The following is a 17,680-nucleotide window of genomic DNA, read 5'->3' on the forward strand; positions in this document are numbered from 1 at the left end:
GTTCGGGCTCGGGCTGTCAGCGGGGGGTGGAGCCGGAGGCGACCTCGGCGGGGTAGTCCTCGTAGAACGGGACGTACCCCTCGGAGCCCTTGTAGACGTACAGCGGGTCGTCGGTCTTGTAACCCTGGTCGCGCAGCGAGACCTTGCGCGACTTGAACGTCGAGGTGTGCTCCAGCGAGGGCACGATGCGCAGGAACAGCGGCACGGCGTACGCCGGGAGCGCCGAGCCGAGCTCCTTCGCCGCACGCTCGGGGTCCAGCTGCTGGCCCTCGGCGAGCACGATCGAGGCCATGCCGGCCTTGCCGTCGGCGCCCGGGATCTCGACGCCGTAGACCGAGACGTCCTCGACCTCGGGCAGCCGGCCGACCGCGGCCTCGACCTCGGTGGTCGCGACGTTCTCGCTCTTCCACCGGAAGGTGTCGCCGAGCCGGTCGACGAACGCGACGTGGGTGAGGCCCTGGTGGCGCACCAGGTCGCCGGTGTTGAACCAGGTGTCGCCGTCCTTGAAGCCGTTGCGCACGAGCTTCTTCTCGGTGGCGTCGTCGTCGGTGTAGCCGTCGAACGGGGCCCGGTTGGTGACCTTGGCGAGCAGCAGCCCGACGTCACCGCGCTTGACCTTCGTCAGCCGACCGTTGGCGTCGCGCGCCGGGTCGCCGGTCTCCTGGTCGTAGGCCACGACCTTGTACGGCAGCGGGCAGGTGCCGGCGGTCTCGTCGACGTTGTAGGCGTTGATGAAGGCGATGTTGCACTCGCTCGCGCCGTAGAACTCGGCGATGCGCGCGATGCCGAAGCGCTCCTGGAACTCCGCCCACACGTCGGGGCGCAGGCCGTTGCCGACGATGACCCGCACCTTGTGGTCGCGGTCGGTGGGCTTGGCCGGCTGGGCCAGCAGGTATCGGCACAGCTCACCGATGTAGACGAAGGCGGTCGCGTCGTACGTGCGGATCTCGTCCCAGAAGCCGGAGGCGGAGAACTTGCGGCCGATCGCCATCGAGGCGCCGCCGGCGAACACGGCGCCGAGCGCGACCGTGATGGCGTTGTTGTGGTAGAGCGGCAGACAGACGTACATCGTGTCGTCAGGCCGCAGCCGCACCCCCAGGCCGCCCAGCCCGGAGTAGGACTTCAACCACCGGAAGTGGCTCATGATGCTGGCCTTGGGCATGCCGGTGGTGCCCGAGGTGAAGATGTAGAACGCCTGCTCGCTGCCCGCGATCTCGGCGGTCACGGCCGGGTCGGCGTCGGGCTTGCCCTCGGCCTCGGCGCGCAGCTGAGAGAAGGTGATCGACGACTGCTGCTCGGCCGCGGCGCCCGCCGAGGCGAGGTCTTCGACGCAGTCGTCGCCGACGACCACCAGCGGCGCCCCGAGCACCCCGAGGCTGTGCGCGAGCACCTCGCCGCGCTGGTTGTAGTTGAGCAGCCCGGCGACCGCGCCGATCTTGACGATGGCGAGCGACACCAGCACCGTCTCGAGCTCGTTGCGGGCGAGCAGCCCCACCACGTCGCCGCGCTGCACGCCGCGCTCGGTGAGCACGGCCGCATAGCGGTTGACGATGCGGTTGGCCTCGCCGTAGGTCTCGGTGCGTCCCTCGAACTTCAGGAACGGGCGGTCGGGCTGCTTGGCGGCGAGCTCCTGCAGGAGCAGGCCGACGGACTTCTTGTCCTTGGGCTTGCGCAGCAGCAGGCCCGGCGCTCCCTTGATCAGGATGGGCAGGTCCGGCGCCATGCGCGCGGCACCCTTGGCCAGGTCGAGCAAGCTGACCGTCTGTCGAGTCTGGACCGTCATGGTCTTCCCTTCGGATCTCGGCGTCAGACGATCTTACCTACTAACTAGTAACCGTAGGTCTCGGTTGGCTATCAACTGGCCGTCGGCGCCCGGTGGGTGGACTGCACAGGCTGCGGCTCGCGTACGGCGGGGAGGCAGGCGACCGCGAGCAGCAGGGCGGCGCCCACCACCAGCAGCGCGCGCAGCACGCCGACCTCGTGCCCGAGCAGTCCGAGCAGCGGCGGGCCGGCGAGGAACGCGCCGTACCCGACCGTCGCGACCACCGACAGCCGCGCGTGCGCGAGGCGCGGGTCGTCGGCGGCCGCGCTCATCCCGACCGGGAAGCCGAGCGCGACGCCGATGCCCCACACGGCCGCGCCGAGGTAGGCGTACGGCGCCGGGGTGAAGACCACGATCAGGCAGCCGACGAGCGCGAGGCCGAACATGACGCGCAGCACCGGGACCCGGCCGTACGTGTCGAGCAGCTTGGTGCCGGCCAGTCGCCCGATCGTCATGAAGGACAGGAAGACCGCGAAGGCGAGCACGCCCGCCCAGCCGGGCACCCCGTGCCCCTCGACGAACGCGACGGAGATCCAGTCGTTGGCGGTGCCCTCGGTGAACGCCGCGACGAGGGTGACGACCCCGATGAGCAGGGTGCGCGGCTCGGTCCACGGGTTGCGGGCGCGCGGCTGGTCGGCGTCCTCCTCGGCGGGCGGCTCGCCCGGGCGGAACGAGCGCAGTGCGAGCACGACGCCGGCGAGGCAGGCCAGCGCGATCAGCGGCAGGTGCACCCAGACCGGCACGCGCAGCCCGACCAGCCCGGCCGCGAGCAGCGCCGCCGCGACGGTGCCCGCGCTGAACGCCGCGTGGTAGTGCGGCATCACCGACCGGCCGAGCCCTCGCTCGACGTGCGCGCCCTCGAGGTTCATCGCCACGTCCCACAGCGCGATGCCGAGGCCGGTGACGAACAGGGCCGGGGCCGCGAGGCGCACGTCCTCGGCCACGCCGACCGCGAGACCGAGGCCCGTGATTCCGGTCGCCGCGAAGCCCGTGCCGAGCACCAGCGCGCGGGCGACCCCGAGGCGGTTCGCGATGTGCCCCGACAGCGGCAGCAGGAGCACCGACCCGAGCGAGCCGGCGAGCAGCAGCAGCCCGAGCGCGCGCGGGTCGAGGTCGAGGATGCGCTTGATGTCGGGGATGCGGGCCGCCCACGAGGCGAACGCCGCACCGGCGAGCGCGAACACCGTGAGCACCGCGACGTGCGCGCGGTTCAGGTCGGTCGAGGTCACCAGGTCAAGCCTGCCACCCCGCGGGCGCGTAGCGTCGCCGCGTGACCGCCCCCGAGACGCCCGCTGTCGAGGAGGGGCGGCCCGCTTGATCGAGGTGAGGCCCCCCTGTTACGTGGGCCTCACCTGCCGTATGCGGACCGCCCCTCCCCCCTCGGGGGCCTCGCCGCGCCGCTTACGGTCACGTAGCGTGGGTGGGCATGCAGGCACCGACGCTCGCCGAGCTGCGGATGATCCGCACCTTCGCCACCACGATGTACGCCGAGAAGGCCAAGCGGCGCTACGCCGCCTGGGTGCAGGGTGACCCGTTGGCGCGGGCCGGGCTGGCGCCGTGGCACGAGAACCCCTACCCGATGTACGAGCAGGTCCGCGCCCGCGGCGCGCTCAGCAAGACCCGGGTCCCGGGCGTGCGGGTGAGCATGGACCACGACCTGTGCGCGGCGGTGCTCAAGAGCCGCGACTTCGGCTCGGTCGGCCGCGAGGCCCCCGGTCGCGAGAGCGGCGAGATCGACCTGTCGCTGCTGGACATGAACCCGCCCGACCACACCCGCGTGCGGCGGGTGGCGGCGCCGGCGTTCACGCCGCGGCGGATGGCGGCGTACGAGACCAGCATCGAGAAGACCGTGCACCAGCTGCTCGACGACGCCGAGCGGCAGGGCAGCTTCGACCTGCAGCGGGCGCTGTCGGCGCCGCTGCCGATCACCGTCATCAGCGAGCTGCTGGGCGTGCCCGACGCCGACTCCGACACGTTCCTGCGCTACGGCACGGCGCTGGGCAGCGCGCTCGACGGCATCCAGTCGATGCGGCACGCGCGCCGGGCGTACGAGGCGAAGTACGCGCTGGAGCGCATGTTCGGGCGGCTCATCGAGGAGCGGCGCACCGACCCGCGCGACGACATGATCACCCTGCTCAGCCAGCAGGAGGGCCAGGCGATCAAGGCCAGCGAGATGCTGCCGCTGTGCCAGCTGCTGCTCGTGGCAGGGTTCGAGACCACGGTCAACCTCATCGGCAACGCCGTGCACCAGCTGCTGCGCCACCCCGACCAGTGGGAGCTGCTGGTCGCCGACCCCGAGGGTCGCGCGCCGGGGGTGGTCGAGGAGACGCTGCGGTTCGAGGCGCCGGTGCAGTTCACCTCGCGAGTTGCCATGAACGACACCGAGATTCACGGTCACGAGGTGCCCAAGGACCGTTGGGTGCTGATCGGCCTCGGCGGCACCGGCCGCGACCCCAAGACGTTCGCGCGGCCGCACGAGTTCGACATCACCCGCACCGACAACGCCGACCACCTCGCCTTCTCCAGCGGCATCCACTACTGCGTCGGCGCGCCGCTCGCCCGGCTCGAGGCGCAGGTCGCGCTGCGGCTGCTCGCCGAGCGGATGCCGCGGCTGCACCTCACCGGCGACGTGCCGATCCGGCGGTCGGTCACGATCCGGGGCGTTCAGCGGCTCCCCGTCGCGGCGGCCTGACGAGGCAGACGCTCCCCTGCCAGCGCGACCGGAGCCAGCGGTCGTGGCTGGCGACGAGCACGGTGACCGGCGTGCGGCGCACGGCCTCCTCGACGGCGTCGACCAGGCTCGGCGACAGGTGGTTGCTGGGTTCGTCGAGCAGCAGCAGGTCGTGCGGCGTGGCCATGAGCAGCGCGAGCGCAAGCCGGCGGCGCTGCCCCTCGCTGAGCACGCCGACGGGGCGGGTCAGGTCGCGCGGGTGCAGCAGGCCGAGGTCGGTGATCGGGCGCAGCGGGTCGACGTCGGCGTAGATGTCGCGCGGCGTGCGCGTCGGGACGGCGAACCGCACCTCCTGCGGCAGGAACCCGACCGAGCGCGCGTCGACCTGCACGTCGCCCGCGGCCTCCAGCCGGCCGGCCAGCACCGACAGCAGCGTCGACTTGCCCGTGCCGTTGGCGCCGGTCACGAGCAGGTGCTCGCCCGCGGCGACGTCGAGCCGCGCGAGGTGCAGGCGACCGGGCACGGACAGGTCACGAAGGCGTAGGCTCGCGGCCCGTCGGCCGTCGAACGACCCTGAGAAGTCAACGGGCACAGGCGGTTTCGGCACCAGATCTCGCTCGATGGCGGCGATCCGCTGCTCGGCGTCACGCACCCGACGACGCACCTGGGCCTGCACGTTCTCGCCCTTGAAGCTGTAGATGTACTTGTCGTTGTCCCGCGGCGGCCGGTCGTGCGCGATGTCGAGGGTCGTCGTGCGGGTGCGGACACGCAGCGCGTTCAGCGTCTCCTGCTGCTGCTCGAACGCCTCCTCCCACCGCCGCCGACTGTCGTGCTTGGCCGACAGATAGGTGGAGTAGGCCCCGGAGTAGGCGCGGCCGCCGCGCCCGTCGGTGCCGAGGTGCGCCGGGTCGAGGTCGACCAGCGTCGTGCACACGCGCTCCAGCAGCATCCGGTCGTGGCTCGCGACCAGGACGACACCCGGCATCGAGATCAGTTGTGCCTCAAGGAAGTCCAGCGCCTCGGCGTCGAGATGGTTGGTGGGTTCGTCGAGCACGAGACAGGCGGGGCGGCGGGTGAGCAGGGCCGCGAGCGCGAGCCGAGCACGCTGGCCGCCCGACAGCTCCCGCACCGGCTTGTCGCGCTCGAGCGCGCCGAGGCCGAGCCGGTGCGCGGCCACCTCGGCCCGGCGGTCGGCGTCCCAGGCGTCGTGCGCCTCGACCCACTCCAGCCGCTGCGCGTAGGCGTCGGCCGACCCGGGCAGCTCCCCCGCCAGCCGCTCCAGGTCGGCCACGCCGTCGTGCAGCGGGGCGAGGGCCGCGGTCAGCACCTCCTCGACGGTCGCGTCGTCGCGCAGGCCCGAGTCCTGGGCCAGATAGCCCAGGTCGTCGGGCGCGGTGATGCTGCCGGAGTCGGGCTGCTCGAGCCCGGCGACGAGGCGCACCAGCGTCGACTTGCCGGCGCCGTTCTCGCCGATGAGCCCGACCCGTTGGCCGGGCGTGGCCACCAGGTCGAGGCCGTCGAGCACGAGGCGGTCGGGGTAGGACTTGCGGACGTCGCGGACGACCAGGGAAGGGGCAGGCACGAGGCACTCCAACGGCCGCAGGGCGCGGCGGGTCGGTGGTTGCTCGCCGGGCGTGGGTCGCCTCGGGCGCGAGCGGGTCGGTGCCTCAGATCTTCATGGTGCGGCCAGCGTACGCACGCCGGCCGCACCACGTCATCCGACTTTCGCCCGGACCGGCTCAGCCGGTGTGGTGGCTCTCGGCGAGGGCGTACACCGGGGTGTCCATGCCCTCCTGACGAGCCTTGAGCTGCATCGCGAGGTACTTGGAGTAGTGCCGCGACTGGTGCAGGTTGCCGCCGTGGAACCACAGGTTGCTCACCTGGGTCGGCTTCCACATGTTGCGCAGCTCCCCCTCCCACGGACCGGGGTCCTTCGGGGTGTCGGAGCCCAGGCCCCACACCTTGCCGACCCGGTCGGCGGTGTCCTGGTCGATCAGCTGGGCCGCCCAGCCGTTCATCGACCCGTAGCCGGTCGCGAGCACCACCAGGTCGGCCGGCAGCTCGGTGCCGTCGGTGAGCACGACCGCGTCCTCGGTGAGCTCCTTGACCTCGGCGGGCGCGACGAGCTTGATGTCGCCCGACGCGATGAGGTCGGAGGCGCCGATGTCGATGTAGTAGCCCGAGCCGCGCCGCAGGTACTTCAGGAACAGCCCCGAGTCTTCGGCGCCGAAGTCGAGCATGAACCCCGCCTTCTCGAGCCGGTCGTAGAACTCCTTGTCCTGCTCGCGGATCGCGTCGAACGCGGGCTTCTGGAACTCGTTCAGCACCTGGTAGGGGATGGAGGCGAAGATCAGGTCGGCCGTCTCGTGGTCGACGCCGGACTCGACCGCGTCCTCGGAGTAGAGCGGGCCGAGCACGTGCTCCATCAGCGAGTCGGACCGCACGATGTGCGTGGTCGAGCGCTGCAGCATCGTCACGTCGGCGCCGTTCTCCCACAGGTCGGCGCAGATGTCGTGGGCGGAGTTGTTCGAGCCGATGACCACCGCCTTCTTGCCGCGGTACGGGCCGCCGCCAGGGTGCTTGGAGCTGTGGTGCACGTCGCCCTTGAACCGCTCCTGCCCCGGGATCTCGGGCTGGTTCGGCAGCCCCGACATGCCGGTGGCCATGACCAGGTGGGTCGGGCGCAGCACGATCTCCTCGCCGTCGCGGTCGACCCGCACCTCCCAGGTGCCGGACTCCTCGTCGAACTGCGCGCTCTTGGCCTCGGTGCTGGACCAGTAGTCCAGCTCCATGATCTTGACGTAGGACTCCAGCCAGTCGGCGATCTTGTCCTTCGGGGAGAACACCGGCCAGTCGTCGGGGAACGGCAGGTAGGGCAGGTGGTCGTACCAGACCGGGTCGTGCAGGCACAGCGAGTGGTATCGGCTGCGCCACTGGTCGCCGGGCCGCGGATACCGGTCCACGACAAGGGCGTTCACGCCCAGCCGCTTGAGCCTGGCCCCGAGGCCGATGCCGCCCTGACCGCCTCCGACGACGAGGACGTACGGCTGCTCGTCCTTCCCGAACGAGGCCACCCGGGCCTTGCGCCGGTCGAGCCAGTTGTCCTTGCTGACGTTGACCCCGTGCTCGGCGCCGAAGATGCGGCGGCGGCCCTTGGGCTCGGGGTGGTCCTTCAGCTCCTGGGCGGAGGTGAGGAAGGTCCAGCAGCGGCCGTCGCGCAGCCGGGCGATGCCCTTGCCGTTGAAGGTGTCGTTCTCGAAGGTGAAGTCGAGCGTGGTCACGCCGTCGGCCTCGTCGGCGCCGGTCACCTCGATCGAGCGCGGCCAGGCCCCCTGGCCCACCTCGCGCAGCATGGCGCCGACGGCGTCCTTGCCCTCGGCGGTGTGCAGGTTCCAGGTCATCGAGATCAGGTCTCGCCAGAAGCAGTCGTCGGCGAACTGCTCGAGGGCCGCGGCGACGTCGCCGGCCTCCAGGGCGGTCTGCAGCTGCTCGGTCCACGCCCGCGCGTCGTCCAGGGGCTGGGTGTCGCTCTGCGTCGCGGTGTCGGTCATCGGGAGCTCCTCATCTCGGTGCCGCTGCGGAATGCCGTGACGCTAGGCCGGGGTGCCGCGGCCCGGAAGGGTTGCAGGACGTTGCACCGGGCGCCCGCGGACCGCTCAGGGCTGGACGAGGCAGGGCGCGGTCAGGCGGTACGGCCGCGTGTCGATCAGCGGCCCGAGCCGGCCGCGCAGCCGCGACACCTCGGCGCGCAGCGTGACCAGGCTGACCGGCCGGTCGTACGCCGCCCGCACCAGCTCCTCCCCGCTCACCCCGTCGGGATGGGCGGCGAGCGCGGCGAGGATCGCGGCGTGCCGGGCGGTGAGCCGCACCTCCTCGGTGCCGCCGGCCGCGTGCACCACGGCCCGCGCCGGCGGGCCCGCGCACAGCACGACCCGCACGTCGCGGGTGCTGACCGGGCGCAGCGCCCAGCCGCCGGGCACCCGCTCGGCGTCGATGGCTCCGAGCAGCGGCGACCAGACCCGGCCCTCGTGCAGCCGGCCCGGCAGCCACACCCGGTCACCCACCGACACCCCCTCGGACTCGACCACCCAGCCGTCGTCGTCGACGAGCACCACCGGACCGCCGCCGGCGAGATCGCCCGCCGCCCGGCGTACGCGATCCAGGTCGGCCCGGTGCTCCGCGGCCAGCACCTGCTCGGCGAGCCGCACGGCTCCGCTCACGAGGGCGACGGTGTTGGGGTGAGCGCTCGCGAGCGGCCCGGACAGGGTGATCGCGCCCGCCGGCGCGCCGGTGCGCGGGCTGAGGATCGGCGCGCCCGTGCACACCCAGCCGTGGTGGCCCTCGTCGGTGTGCTCGGCGCCGAACACCTGGATCGGCCGCGCGTCGACGATGGCGGTGCCGAGGCCGTTGGTGCCGACGGCGTCCTCGCTCCAGTTGGCGCCCTCGACGAAGCCCAGGCGCTCGCTGGAGCGACGCACCTCGGACGGGCCGCGCACCCAGAGCACGAACCCCTTCGCGTCGCACACGACCAGCTCGTTGCTGGCCTCCGACGCGACGTCGAGCAACGTCGACTCCAGGTGCGGCAGCACGGTGCGCAGCTCGGTGGCCTGCGACCGGCGCTCGGCGACCGCGAGGTCGGGCAGGTGCGTCGTCGGCGCGGTCGAGGGCCGCGGCTGCTGGCGCGACCACGCCCGCGCGATCGCGGTCCGTACGCCGTCGGGCACCGTCGCCGTCTCCGCCCACCGGCGGTGCAGGTCGCGCAGGTCGTGCGCCTTGCGGCGCGGGTCGTCGCGCACCGTCACCGCCGCGACCGAACCCAGGTCGGTGCGTTCCGTGGTGGCGTGACTCATCCATCCAGCGTGACTCAGATCACGTCCGTGCGGGGCGGAACGGTCCAGATGGCGGGCGGCTCCCATGGTGGTCGAGCGGCTCCCACGGTGGTCGAGTAGGCCGGAGCGCAGCGGAGGCCGTATCGAGACCCCCTTCCCACGGTGGTCGAGTAGGCCGGAGCGCAGCGGAGGCCGTATCGAGACCCCCTTCCACGGTGGTCGAGTAGGCCGGAGCGCCAGCGGAGGCCGTATCGAGACCCGTCGGCTCCTGCTGTGGTCACCGAAAGGCGCCGGGAGGCGGGAGTCTGTCCGTGGTTGGCCGGTCTGGCGGCTCGCGGTGGCGACGTTCCTGACAGAGCCTGACGTTGTTGACACGGACTGGCGTTGTTGAGAGGACTGCGTGCTGTAGCAGCCCTTTGTGTCAACAACGCACTGCCGTGTCGGGATCGTGCGGTCGGGTCAGGACGGACCCCGGCCAGAGTGGCCAGAATCTCTCAGACTGGTCACGAGCTAACAGACTGGTCGGTTGCAACCGACCACTTTGTTAGTTGGTGACCACTCTGGCGATGTACGCCATCGGCGACTCGCGAGTCCGACGTCACCACAGGCGTACTCACGCCTCCCGGCGCTTTTCGGTCACCACCGAGCGCGGTGACCCTGGTCTCGATACGGCCTCGCCTAGCGGCTCGCCCTACTCGACCAGCGTGGCGCGCGACGTGGTCTCGATGCGGCCTCCGCTGCGCTCCGGACTGCTCGACCACCATGGAAACCCGTTCGACCACCGTGGCCGCGGGCTACTCCCCCAGCAGTCCCTGCTTGGTCGCGAGGGTGGCGGCTTCGGTGCGGGTGGCGGCGCCGAGCTTGGCGAGGATGTTGGACACGTGGACGCTCGCCGTCTTGGTGCTGATGAACAGCTCCTTGGCGATCTCCCCGTTGGTGTGCCCGCGCGCGACGAGCGCGAGCACCTCGCGCTCGCGCGGGGTGAGCTCAGGGGCGGAGCCGGAACCGGCGGGGGCGCGGGGAGCCTTGCCGCGGTGGCCGACGCGTTCGAGCACCCCGCGCGCGCCGAGCTCGAGGGCCAGGTCGCGGGCGGTGGCGGCCTCGGCGCGGGCGCCGGGCTGGTCTCCCGCGGCGGCGAGCACCTCGGCGAGCAGCACCCTGACGCGGGCCTGCTCGTAGGGGAAGCTCGCGTCGGTGAACAGCTCGGCGCTCTCGCGCAGCCGCTCGATCAGCTCGGGCGGCGGCGCGCCCTGACCGCCCCAGTCGTGCCGCAGCCGCTCGGCCCGCGCCCGCGCCAACCAGGCACGCGACTCCAGACCGAGCGAGCTCTCGTCGGCGCGCAACGCGGCGACGTCCTCGGCGGTGGCGGCGAGCTCGGCGACCACGTCGGACCGGTCGCGCCGCCGGTCGCCGCGCCGCCGGTCGTCACGCTGGTCGATGCGCGCGGTCGCGAGGTGGCCGATCACCACCGCCGACAGCCGGATCCGCGCGTCGAACGAGCGCATGTGCCAGACGCGGCGCACCGTGCCGACGACCTCGTCGTGCAGCTCGAGCATCGCCTCGATGTCGCCGTCGCGCCCCAGCACGTCGATGGCGGCACCGCCGCCGTGCATGCTCACCATCATCTCCCGCTCCCACGCGGGCCGGATCGTCTCGACCCGGTCGAGCACCGTCTCGCGCTCGCCGCGCGCGGCGGCGAGCGCCATGTCGATCGCGGTGAGCGGCGCGGTGGTGGGGCTCTCGCGCACTCCGAGACGGCGTACGTCGAGCATCTCGTCGGCGAGCCGCCAGTCGCCGGTGAGCACCGCGAACAGCGCGGCGAGGATCCGGCAGTCGAGCGCGAACCAGTTGGTGGCGGAGCCGAGCTCGCCAGCCCGACGTACGGCCGCGGCAGCTTCGTCGCGCGCGCCCACGTGGTCATCGAGCCGGGCCAGCACCCGGTGCCGCTGGTGCCGGGCGCGCAGCTCGGCCTCGACGTCACCGGTGGCCGCGGCCTGCCGGACCACCTCGTCGAGCCGCTCGAGCGACCGCTCGCCGAGGCCGGCGATCGAGTCGAGGCGCGCCAGGGTGGTGAGGGCGTCGGCCGTCACGGACGGCAGCTGGAGCTCGCGCGCGAGCTGGGTGGCCTCGTCGGCGGCCTGCGCCGACCCCTCGAAGTCGTCGTCGTCGAACAGCGCCCGGGCGCGCTTGGCGTGCAGGCTCGCGAGGACGGCGGACGGCTCGCCGGCCAGGGCCTCGATCGCCGACTGCAGCCGCGGCGCCATCGACTCGGGCGCGTCGGTGAGCAGGTGCGCCTCGGCGAGGCAGAGCGCGAGCCGTCCCTGGTCGAGCGCGCTGGACCCGGACGCGTCGAGGTCGGACAGCAGGTCGAACGCCCGGTAGGGGTCGCCGGAGTCGACCAGCGCGCTCGCGGCGCGCAGGGTGATCTCGAAGGGCGACAGCGGCGTCGGCAGGCCCGGGTCGGCGAGCACCAGCTCGAGCGCGTGCTGGTAGAGCTGGGCCGCGTCGGCCGGGCCGCTGGCCGCCGCCGCCTCGTCGCCCGCCTGGACGGCCGCGGTCACCGCGACGTCGCGCCGCCCCGCCGCGCGCGCGTGCCGGGCGATCGCCGCCGCCAGCCCCTGCCGGGCGTCGCCGGAGGCGCTCGCCTCGGCCTCCTGCAGCGCGTCGACATAGGCACCGTGCAGCCGCAGCCGCTCGCCGGGCAGCAGGTCGTCGTAGACCGCGTCGGCCAGCAGCGCGTGGCGGAAGGCGAAGCCGCTGCTGGTGGCGGTGAGCACCTGGGCGTCGAGCAGCGCGCGCAGGCCGGCGTCGAGCACGGTCGGCTCGAGCCCGCTCGCCCGCGCCAGCAGCTCGTGGTCGACCGCACGCCCCGCCGCCGAGGCCACCCGCACCACCTCGCGCGCGTCGTCACCGAGCGCGTCGACGCGCACCAGCAGCAGGTCGGCGAGGTCGTCGGGCAGGCCGCTGTCGCCCAGGCACTGCGCGGCCAGCAGCTCCTCGGCGAAGAACGGGTTGCCCGCGGCGCGGCGCACGATCTCGGCGGTCTTCCCCGGCAGCGGCTGGTCGGGCGCGAGCAGCCCGAGCAGCGCCCGGATGTCGTCGTCGGCGAGCGGCGCCAGCGTCTGGCGGTGCACCCCGGGCAGCCGCGCCCACTCGGCGAGGTTGCGGCGCAGCGGGTGGCGGCGGTGCAGGTCGTCGGCGCGGTAGGACACCACGAGCTGCACCGGCCCCGCGAACCGCCGGCTCAGCAGGAAGGTCAGCAGCTCGCGGGTGGACCGGTCGGCCCAGTGGGCGTCCTCGAGCAGCACCAGCACCGGCCGGTCGGTCGCGAGTGCGCCGAGGGCGGCGAGCACCTCGGTGAAGAACCCGGCCGGGTCGGCGGCCGAGGTCTCGGCACGCACCGACTCGGGCAGCAGCGGCGCCAGCCGGGGGTATGCCTGCGCCAGCTCGGCGACCCGCTCGGGCTCGTCGTGGTGCAGCCGGGTGAACATCTCGACGAGCGGGAGGTAGGGCGCGCCCGAGTCGCCAAGGTCGAGGCAGTGCCCGAGCAGCACCAGCGCCCCCGACTCCTGGGCCCGCGCGGTGAGCTCGGTCAGCAGCCGGGTCTTGCCGACGCCGGCGTCGCCGCCGAGCAGCACGACCGAGGAGGTGCCCGCCTCGAGCCGCTCGACGAGCTCGGCCAGGTCGGCGTCACGGCCGACCAGCGGCTGGTCGGCGACGGGGAACGCGGGCACCTCGCCATTGTGTCCGGGAGCACCGACAGGCTCGATCGGTACGCCGGTCTCGGCCATCACGTGGACGTCCGGTCCGTCGTCGGTCAGTGCGTGAACGCGTGGCGCCACCAGTGCTGACGCCGGGCGGGCTGCCGGCCGGTCTCCTGCTGCGCGAGCTGGGCCGCGGCCTCCTCGGCCGCCCGGATCTTGGCGGCCTCGCCGGCCCGGCGGGCGATCTGGTGCCGGTGCCAGGCCAGCTCGTGCTCGATGACGGGTGCCGTGGGCGTGAACATCGCGGTCTCCTTCGCTGGGTGTCGTCGTCCTGACACCGAGGAGATTTCGCCTCTGAGGTAGTCCCGGCCATCGGGCAGGTGCCGCGTTCTGCGGCACCTACCTCAGACGTCCGTGGCTACTCCACCGTCACCGACTTCGCCAGGTTGCGCGGCTTGTCGATGTCGTGGCCCAGCGCGAGCGCCGCGTGGTAGGCCAGCAGCTGCAGCGGGATCGTCAGCAGCAGCGGGTCGAGCTCGGGCTCGTTGCGCGGCACGTCGATCCGGTCGCCGCGCAGGTCGCCCAGCTCGACACCCTCGTGCGTGACGACCACGAGCGGGCCGCGGCGTGCGGCGATCTCGTGGCAGGCGCCCAGGTTGCGGTCGAGCAGCTCGTCGTCGGGCACGATCGCGACGGTCGGCAGCTCCGGCGAGATCAGCGCGAGCGGCCCGTGCTTCAGCTCGGAGGTCTGGTAGGCCTCGGCGTGGCGGTAGGAGATCTCCTTCAGCTTCTGCGCCCCCTCGCGCGCCACGGGGTATCCGCGCACGCGCCCGACGAAGAACATGCTCTGCGCGTCGGCGATGCGCTTCGCGACGGTGGCGATGGCGTCCTCCTGCTCGAGGATCTCGCCGACCTGATCCGGAATCTGCTTGAGTCCGTTGATGATTCGCTGACCATCAGCGAACGACAGGTCACGCACGCGACCCAGCGCGACCGCGAGCAGCGCGAAGCCGATGCCCATGTGCGTCAGCGCCTTCGTCGAGGCCACCGCGACCTCCGGACCGGCGTGCAGGTAGACCCCGCCGTCACACTCGCGCGCGATGGAGGAGCCCACCACGTTGACCAGCCCGACGACCCGGCCGCCCTTGCGCTGGATCTCGCGCACCGCGAACAGCGTGTCGGCGGTCTCGCCGGACTGGCTGACCGCGACGTACAGCGTGTCGGGCTCGATGATCGGGTTGCGGTAGCGGAACTCGCTGGCCGCCTCGGCGTCGGCCGGGATGCGCGCGAGGTCCTCGATCATCGAGGCGCCCATCTGCCCGACGTAGTAGGCCGAGCCGCAGCCCAGCACCTTGACCCGCCGGAACGCGCGCAGCTCGCGCGGCTCCAGCTGCAGCCCGTCGAGCCGGGCGGTCGCGAACCGGTCGTCGAGCCGACCCGACAGCATGCGCTGCAGCGTCTCCGGCTGCTCGTGCATCTCCTTGTGCATGAAGTGCTCGTGGCCGCCGCGCTCCCACTGCTCGGCCTCGACGTCGATCGTCTCGGGCGTCTTGGTGGTCGAGGTCGCGTCGGCGGTGAAGGTGTGGAACCCGTCGCGCGTCACGGTCGCGAGCTCACCCTCGTCGAGGTGCACGACCTGGCTGGTGTGACGCACCAGCGCCGCCACGTCGCTCGCCACGAACATCTCGTGCTCGCCGATGCCGAGCACGAGCGGCGACCCGTTGCGGGCGACCACGACCCGGTCGGGCTGGTCGGCGCTCGCGACGGCGATGGCGTACGTCCCCGTCACCTGGCGCAGCGCGGCGAGCACCTGCTCCTCGAGCGAGTCGCCCTCGGCGGCCGCCACCAGGTGCGCCAGCACCTCGGTGTCGGTGTCGGAGTGCAGCGTCACGCCCTCGGCGGTCAGCCGCTCCCGGAGCGCGGTCGCGTTGTCGAGAATTCCGTTGTGCACCAACAAGATCCGGCCGTCGGCGCTGGCGTGCGGGTGGGCGTTCTCCTCGCTGGCGGGGCCGTGCGTCGCCCACCGCGTGTGGCCGATGCCGACCGTCCCGGTGAGCCGCTTCGGCAGCGACGCCTCCAGGTCGCGCACCCGCCCCACGGTGCGCAGCACCTTCGGCTTGCCCGACGTCAGGACGCCGATGCCGGCCGAGTCGTAGCCGCGGTACTCCAGCCGCGCCAGCCCCTCGACCAAGATCGGCGCAGCCGGCTGCCCGCCGATGTATCCCACGATCCCGCACATGTTCTCTGCTCCATCTCCTCGCGGGCCGCGCGGCCCGCGTCGATCGCTTCGCTCACTCCGTCGGGCGCGTGGCCCGGTCGTCGATTCCGCCCGTCCACGTCCCGGTGAGGTGCCGTTCCGGTGGGCTTGCCGTCGATGTGTTGCCCGTTGCGGTGGGCTTGCCGTCGGTGTGTTGCCGTTCCGTGTGTTGCCGTTCCGTGCTTGTCGTGCGTCAGCCGTAGACGATCCGGCGCAGCTGGCGTTCGCTCAGCTGCGGTGCGGCGACGCGGCGCTCGCCCAGCTCCTCGGCCAGCCGGGCGAAGATCTCGGGGTTGCGCACCCCGTAGGTCTGCAGCTCGGCGTGCCGACGCCGGACGTACGCCTCCGTCGTCTCGTCGTAGAACGCCAGGACGTCGGCGATCACCCGGTCGGCCTCGGCGGCGCTGAGTCCGGTGGACGCGGCGACGCGCTGGACGAGTTCGGCATCGGGCACGAGGACGAGTGTGCGCCCATCTCCCGCGAACTCCAACTTTCTGCCCGATATCGGGCAGAAAGACGCGCTTCGGTCTCGATCGAGGCCGGGAGGTCCACTTCACGCTCCGGCGGTCCACCGCCGAACCGTGCGCCCCGCCGCACCCTCCGGCGGAGGACCGCGAGCGCGTACCCCACCGCCCACGCCTTGCCGGTCCACCGCCGAACCGTGCGCCCCACCGCACCCTCCGGCGGAGGACCGGGCTCGCGGCTACGACCCCGCCGAGCGCCGTACGCCCAGCTCGGCGGCGGCGAGCAGCACCAGCGCGGCGGTCCACGCCAGCGGAGCGACCGCGGCGGGACGGCCGTCCTGCAGCACCTTCTCGGGGAGGCTGCCGCCGGCCGTGCGGTGCGCCGCGACCCAGTCGAGCAGCGCGGTCGCCCGGGCGGCCTCACCCGCACCCGCCGCCGCGAGCGCGAACAGCGCCGTCTCCGGGGTCCAGCTGATGCCGTCGCGCTTCCACCCCGCGCCCGGCGCGAGCCCGCCGGCGGGTCGGCGCAGCTCCTGCTGCGCGGCGCGGAAGGCGACGAGCGCGTCGTCGGTGGCGGGGGCGTACGGCGGGAGGAGGAAGGCCACCGCGGCGTCGCGCTCGCGCCCGCCGAGCTCGCGGGGGTAACCGCTCGGCCCGAACCCGGCGCGGATGGACCCGCGCAGCCGACCCGCACCGGCCACCGCCTCGCGGCGTCGGCGCTCGTCGCCGAGGATCGCGAAAACCCTTGCGGCAGAGTCGAGTCCGGCCGCCAGTGGCGCTGCGGTGCCGAGCGTCGTGCGCGCCTCGTCGACCTCCCAGTAGTCCGGCGAGGGCCGCGGCAGCCCCGACGCCGTGTCGATCTCGCGCAGCGTCACCGCGAGGCAGGCCGCTGCCAGGGGCGCCACGGTCCGCGCGACCGGCACCCGCTGCTGCACCGGCACCTCGCGCAGCACCCGGTCGATCGCCCAGAGCGCCCACCCGACCCCGTCGAGCTGCGGCGCGCGGTCGTCGGGCGGCCCGTCGCCCTCGATCCGATATCTCGCCTCGAACCAGCCGTCCGCCCGCCGCGGCACCCGCTGCAGCACCCGCAGCGCCTGCACCGCCGGGGTCAGGTGGCCGGCGACCGCGAGCGCTGCCGCGACGTGGGCGGTGTCGCGCGGCCAGACGTAGCGCCACGGCGGCGACCAGCCGGCCACCGTCGCGGGCAGCCCGGCGGTGAGCACGTGCAGGTCGAGCAGGGCGGACCGGGCGAGATCGGCGTGCGGCCCGCTCCGGGTCCACGCCGCGGCCGAGTCGAGCCAGCCGCGCTCGCGCGCGAGCAGCCCGTCCACGTCGGGAGCCTCGCGCAGCACGCGCGACCCGGGGACCACCAGGTCGAACTCGGCGGGGGTCACCTCGCGGCGCGCGACCGGCCCGTCGAACGCGACGGTCGTGGCGTGCAGCGGCAGGAAGGCCGCGCCCTGCTCCAGCACCCGCGCCCCGAACAGGGTGCCGGCTCCCAGCAGCGCGACGGCCCCGCCGCCGCGCAGGACGGTGCGCCGCGTCGGCCACTCCCCCGCCCCACCCCTTTGCATGGAGCGACTCTAGGCCGCGGCCCGCCTCACAGGGACCGGATCCGGTGCTCCTTGGACAGGTGCCCCTTGGACAGGTGCACGACCAGGCCGCACTCGGCGCGGCCGATCGCGAACGCGGCGCGCACGTCGGCGAACCGCCACTGCCGCAACGGGACTCGCTCCAGGGGCGGGACCACGAAGCGACCGATCAGCACGACCATCGCGCAGAAGACCAGCACGATGACGGCGATGTTGACCAGCGGGTTCATGCCGCCGCCCCCGGACGCCGCGCCGTCGCGCCGGGGCGCCACGCGCCCCGACGACGAGACGCACCCCGACGAGACGTGCTCCCACGAGACGTGCTCCCACGAGACGCGACC

Annotated in this window: 12 protein-coding genes; 1 reads left to right on the forward strand and 11 read right to left on the reverse strand. The window is 73.3% G+C overall.

Translation table 11 applies throughout. From position 1 onward, the window contains the following. Positions 1-16: 16 nt before the first annotated feature. Both FB554_RS13810 and FB554_RS13815 read right to left on the reverse strand, forming a co-directional pair. Positions 17-1,783, reverse strand: coding sequence for a long-chain-acyl-CoA synthetase (locus FB554_RS13810; protein WP_142006975.1), 1,767 nt, complete (start codon positions 1,781-1,783; stop codon positions 17-19). A 71-nt stretch (positions 1,784-1,854) separates the two neighbouring features. Then, positions 1,855-3,051 (reverse strand): MFS transporter, encoded by a 1,197-nt coding sequence (locus tag FB554_RS13815; RefSeq protein WP_236022406.1) that lies wholly within the window; start codon positions 3,049-3,051, stop codon positions 1,855-1,857. 197 nt (positions 3,052-3,248) lie between these two features. Here FB554_RS13815 and FB554_RS13820 point away from each other — a divergent pair, with 197 nt between their 5' ends. After that, complete coding sequence (locus FB554_RS13820) at positions 3,249-4,514, forward strand: cytochrome P450 (RefSeq protein ID WP_142006977.1); 1,266 nt, start codon at positions 3,249-3,251, stop codon at positions 4,512-4,514. On the opposite strand, the gene FB554_RS13825 is transcribed toward FB554_RS13820, so the two are convergent. The 9 genes from FB554_RS13825 to FB554_RS13865 form a co-directional block, all read right to left on the reverse strand. After that, entirely contained in the window at positions 4,471-6,075 is a 1,605-nt protein-coding gene (locus tag FB554_RS13825) for an ABC-F family ATP-binding cassette domain-containing protein (protein WP_142006978.1), read from the reverse strand. The genes FB554_RS13820 and FB554_RS13825 overlap by 44 nt on opposite strands. A 157-nt stretch (positions 6,076-6,232) precedes the next feature. Further along, entirely contained in the window at positions 6,233-8,044 is a 1,812-nt protein-coding gene (locus tag FB554_RS13830) for an NAD(P)/FAD-dependent oxidoreductase (protein WP_142006979.1), read from the reverse strand. A 105-nt stretch (positions 8,045-8,149) separates the two neighbouring features. Further along, the gene (locus FB554_RS13835; protein WP_142006980.1) at positions 8,150-9,343 is read right to left on the reverse strand and encodes a sigma-54-dependent transcriptional regulator family protein; all 1,194 of its coding nucleotides are present in this window, start codon (positions 9,341-9,343) and stop codon (positions 8,150-8,152) included. A gap of 773 nt (positions 9,344-10,116) precedes the next feature. Then, complete coding sequence (locus tag FB554_RS17835) at positions 10,117-13,056, reverse strand: helix-turn-helix transcriptional regulator (RefSeq protein ID WP_170206890.1); 2,940 nt, start codon at positions 13,054-13,056, stop codon at positions 10,117-10,119. Positions 13,057-13,139: 83 nt separating this feature from the next. After that, the gene (locus FB554_RS13845) at positions 13,140-13,328 is read right to left on the reverse strand and encodes a hypothetical protein (protein ID WP_142006982.1); all 189 of its coding nucleotides are present in this window, start codon (positions 13,326-13,328) and stop codon (positions 13,140-13,142) included. Positions 13,329-13,444: 116 nt separating this feature from the next. Beyond that, positions 13,445-15,265, reverse strand: coding sequence for a glutamine--fructose-6-phosphate transaminase (isomerizing) (gene glmS, locus FB554_RS13850; RefSeq protein ID WP_142006983.1), 1,821 nt, complete (start codon positions 15,263-15,265; stop codon positions 13,445-13,447). Positions 15,266-15,476: 211 nt separating this feature from the next. Further along, complete coding sequence (locus FB554_RS13855; RefSeq protein ID WP_142006984.1) at positions 15,477-15,737, reverse strand: HU family DNA-binding protein; 261 nt, start codon at positions 15,735-15,737, stop codon at positions 15,477-15,479. Between the two features lie 249 nt (positions 15,738-15,986). Beyond that, on the reverse strand, positions 15,987-17,321 hold the full coding sequence (locus FB554_RS13860) for a glycoside hydrolase family 15 (protein ID WP_142006985.1): 1,335 nt from the start codon (positions 17,319-17,321) through the stop codon (positions 15,987-15,989). 26 nt (positions 17,322-17,347) lie between these two features. Then, positions 17,348-17,569, reverse strand: a complete 222-nt coding sequence (locus FB554_RS13865) for a hypothetical protein (RefSeq protein ID WP_142006986.1) — start codon at positions 17,567-17,569, stop codon at positions 17,348-17,350. Positions 17,570-17,680 lie beyond the last annotated feature (111 nt).

The organism is Barrientosiimonas humi (assembly GCF_006716095.1).
Classification (GTDB): Bacteria; Actinomycetota; Actinomycetes; order Actinomycetales; family Dermatophilaceae; genus Barrientosiimonas; species Barrientosiimonas humi.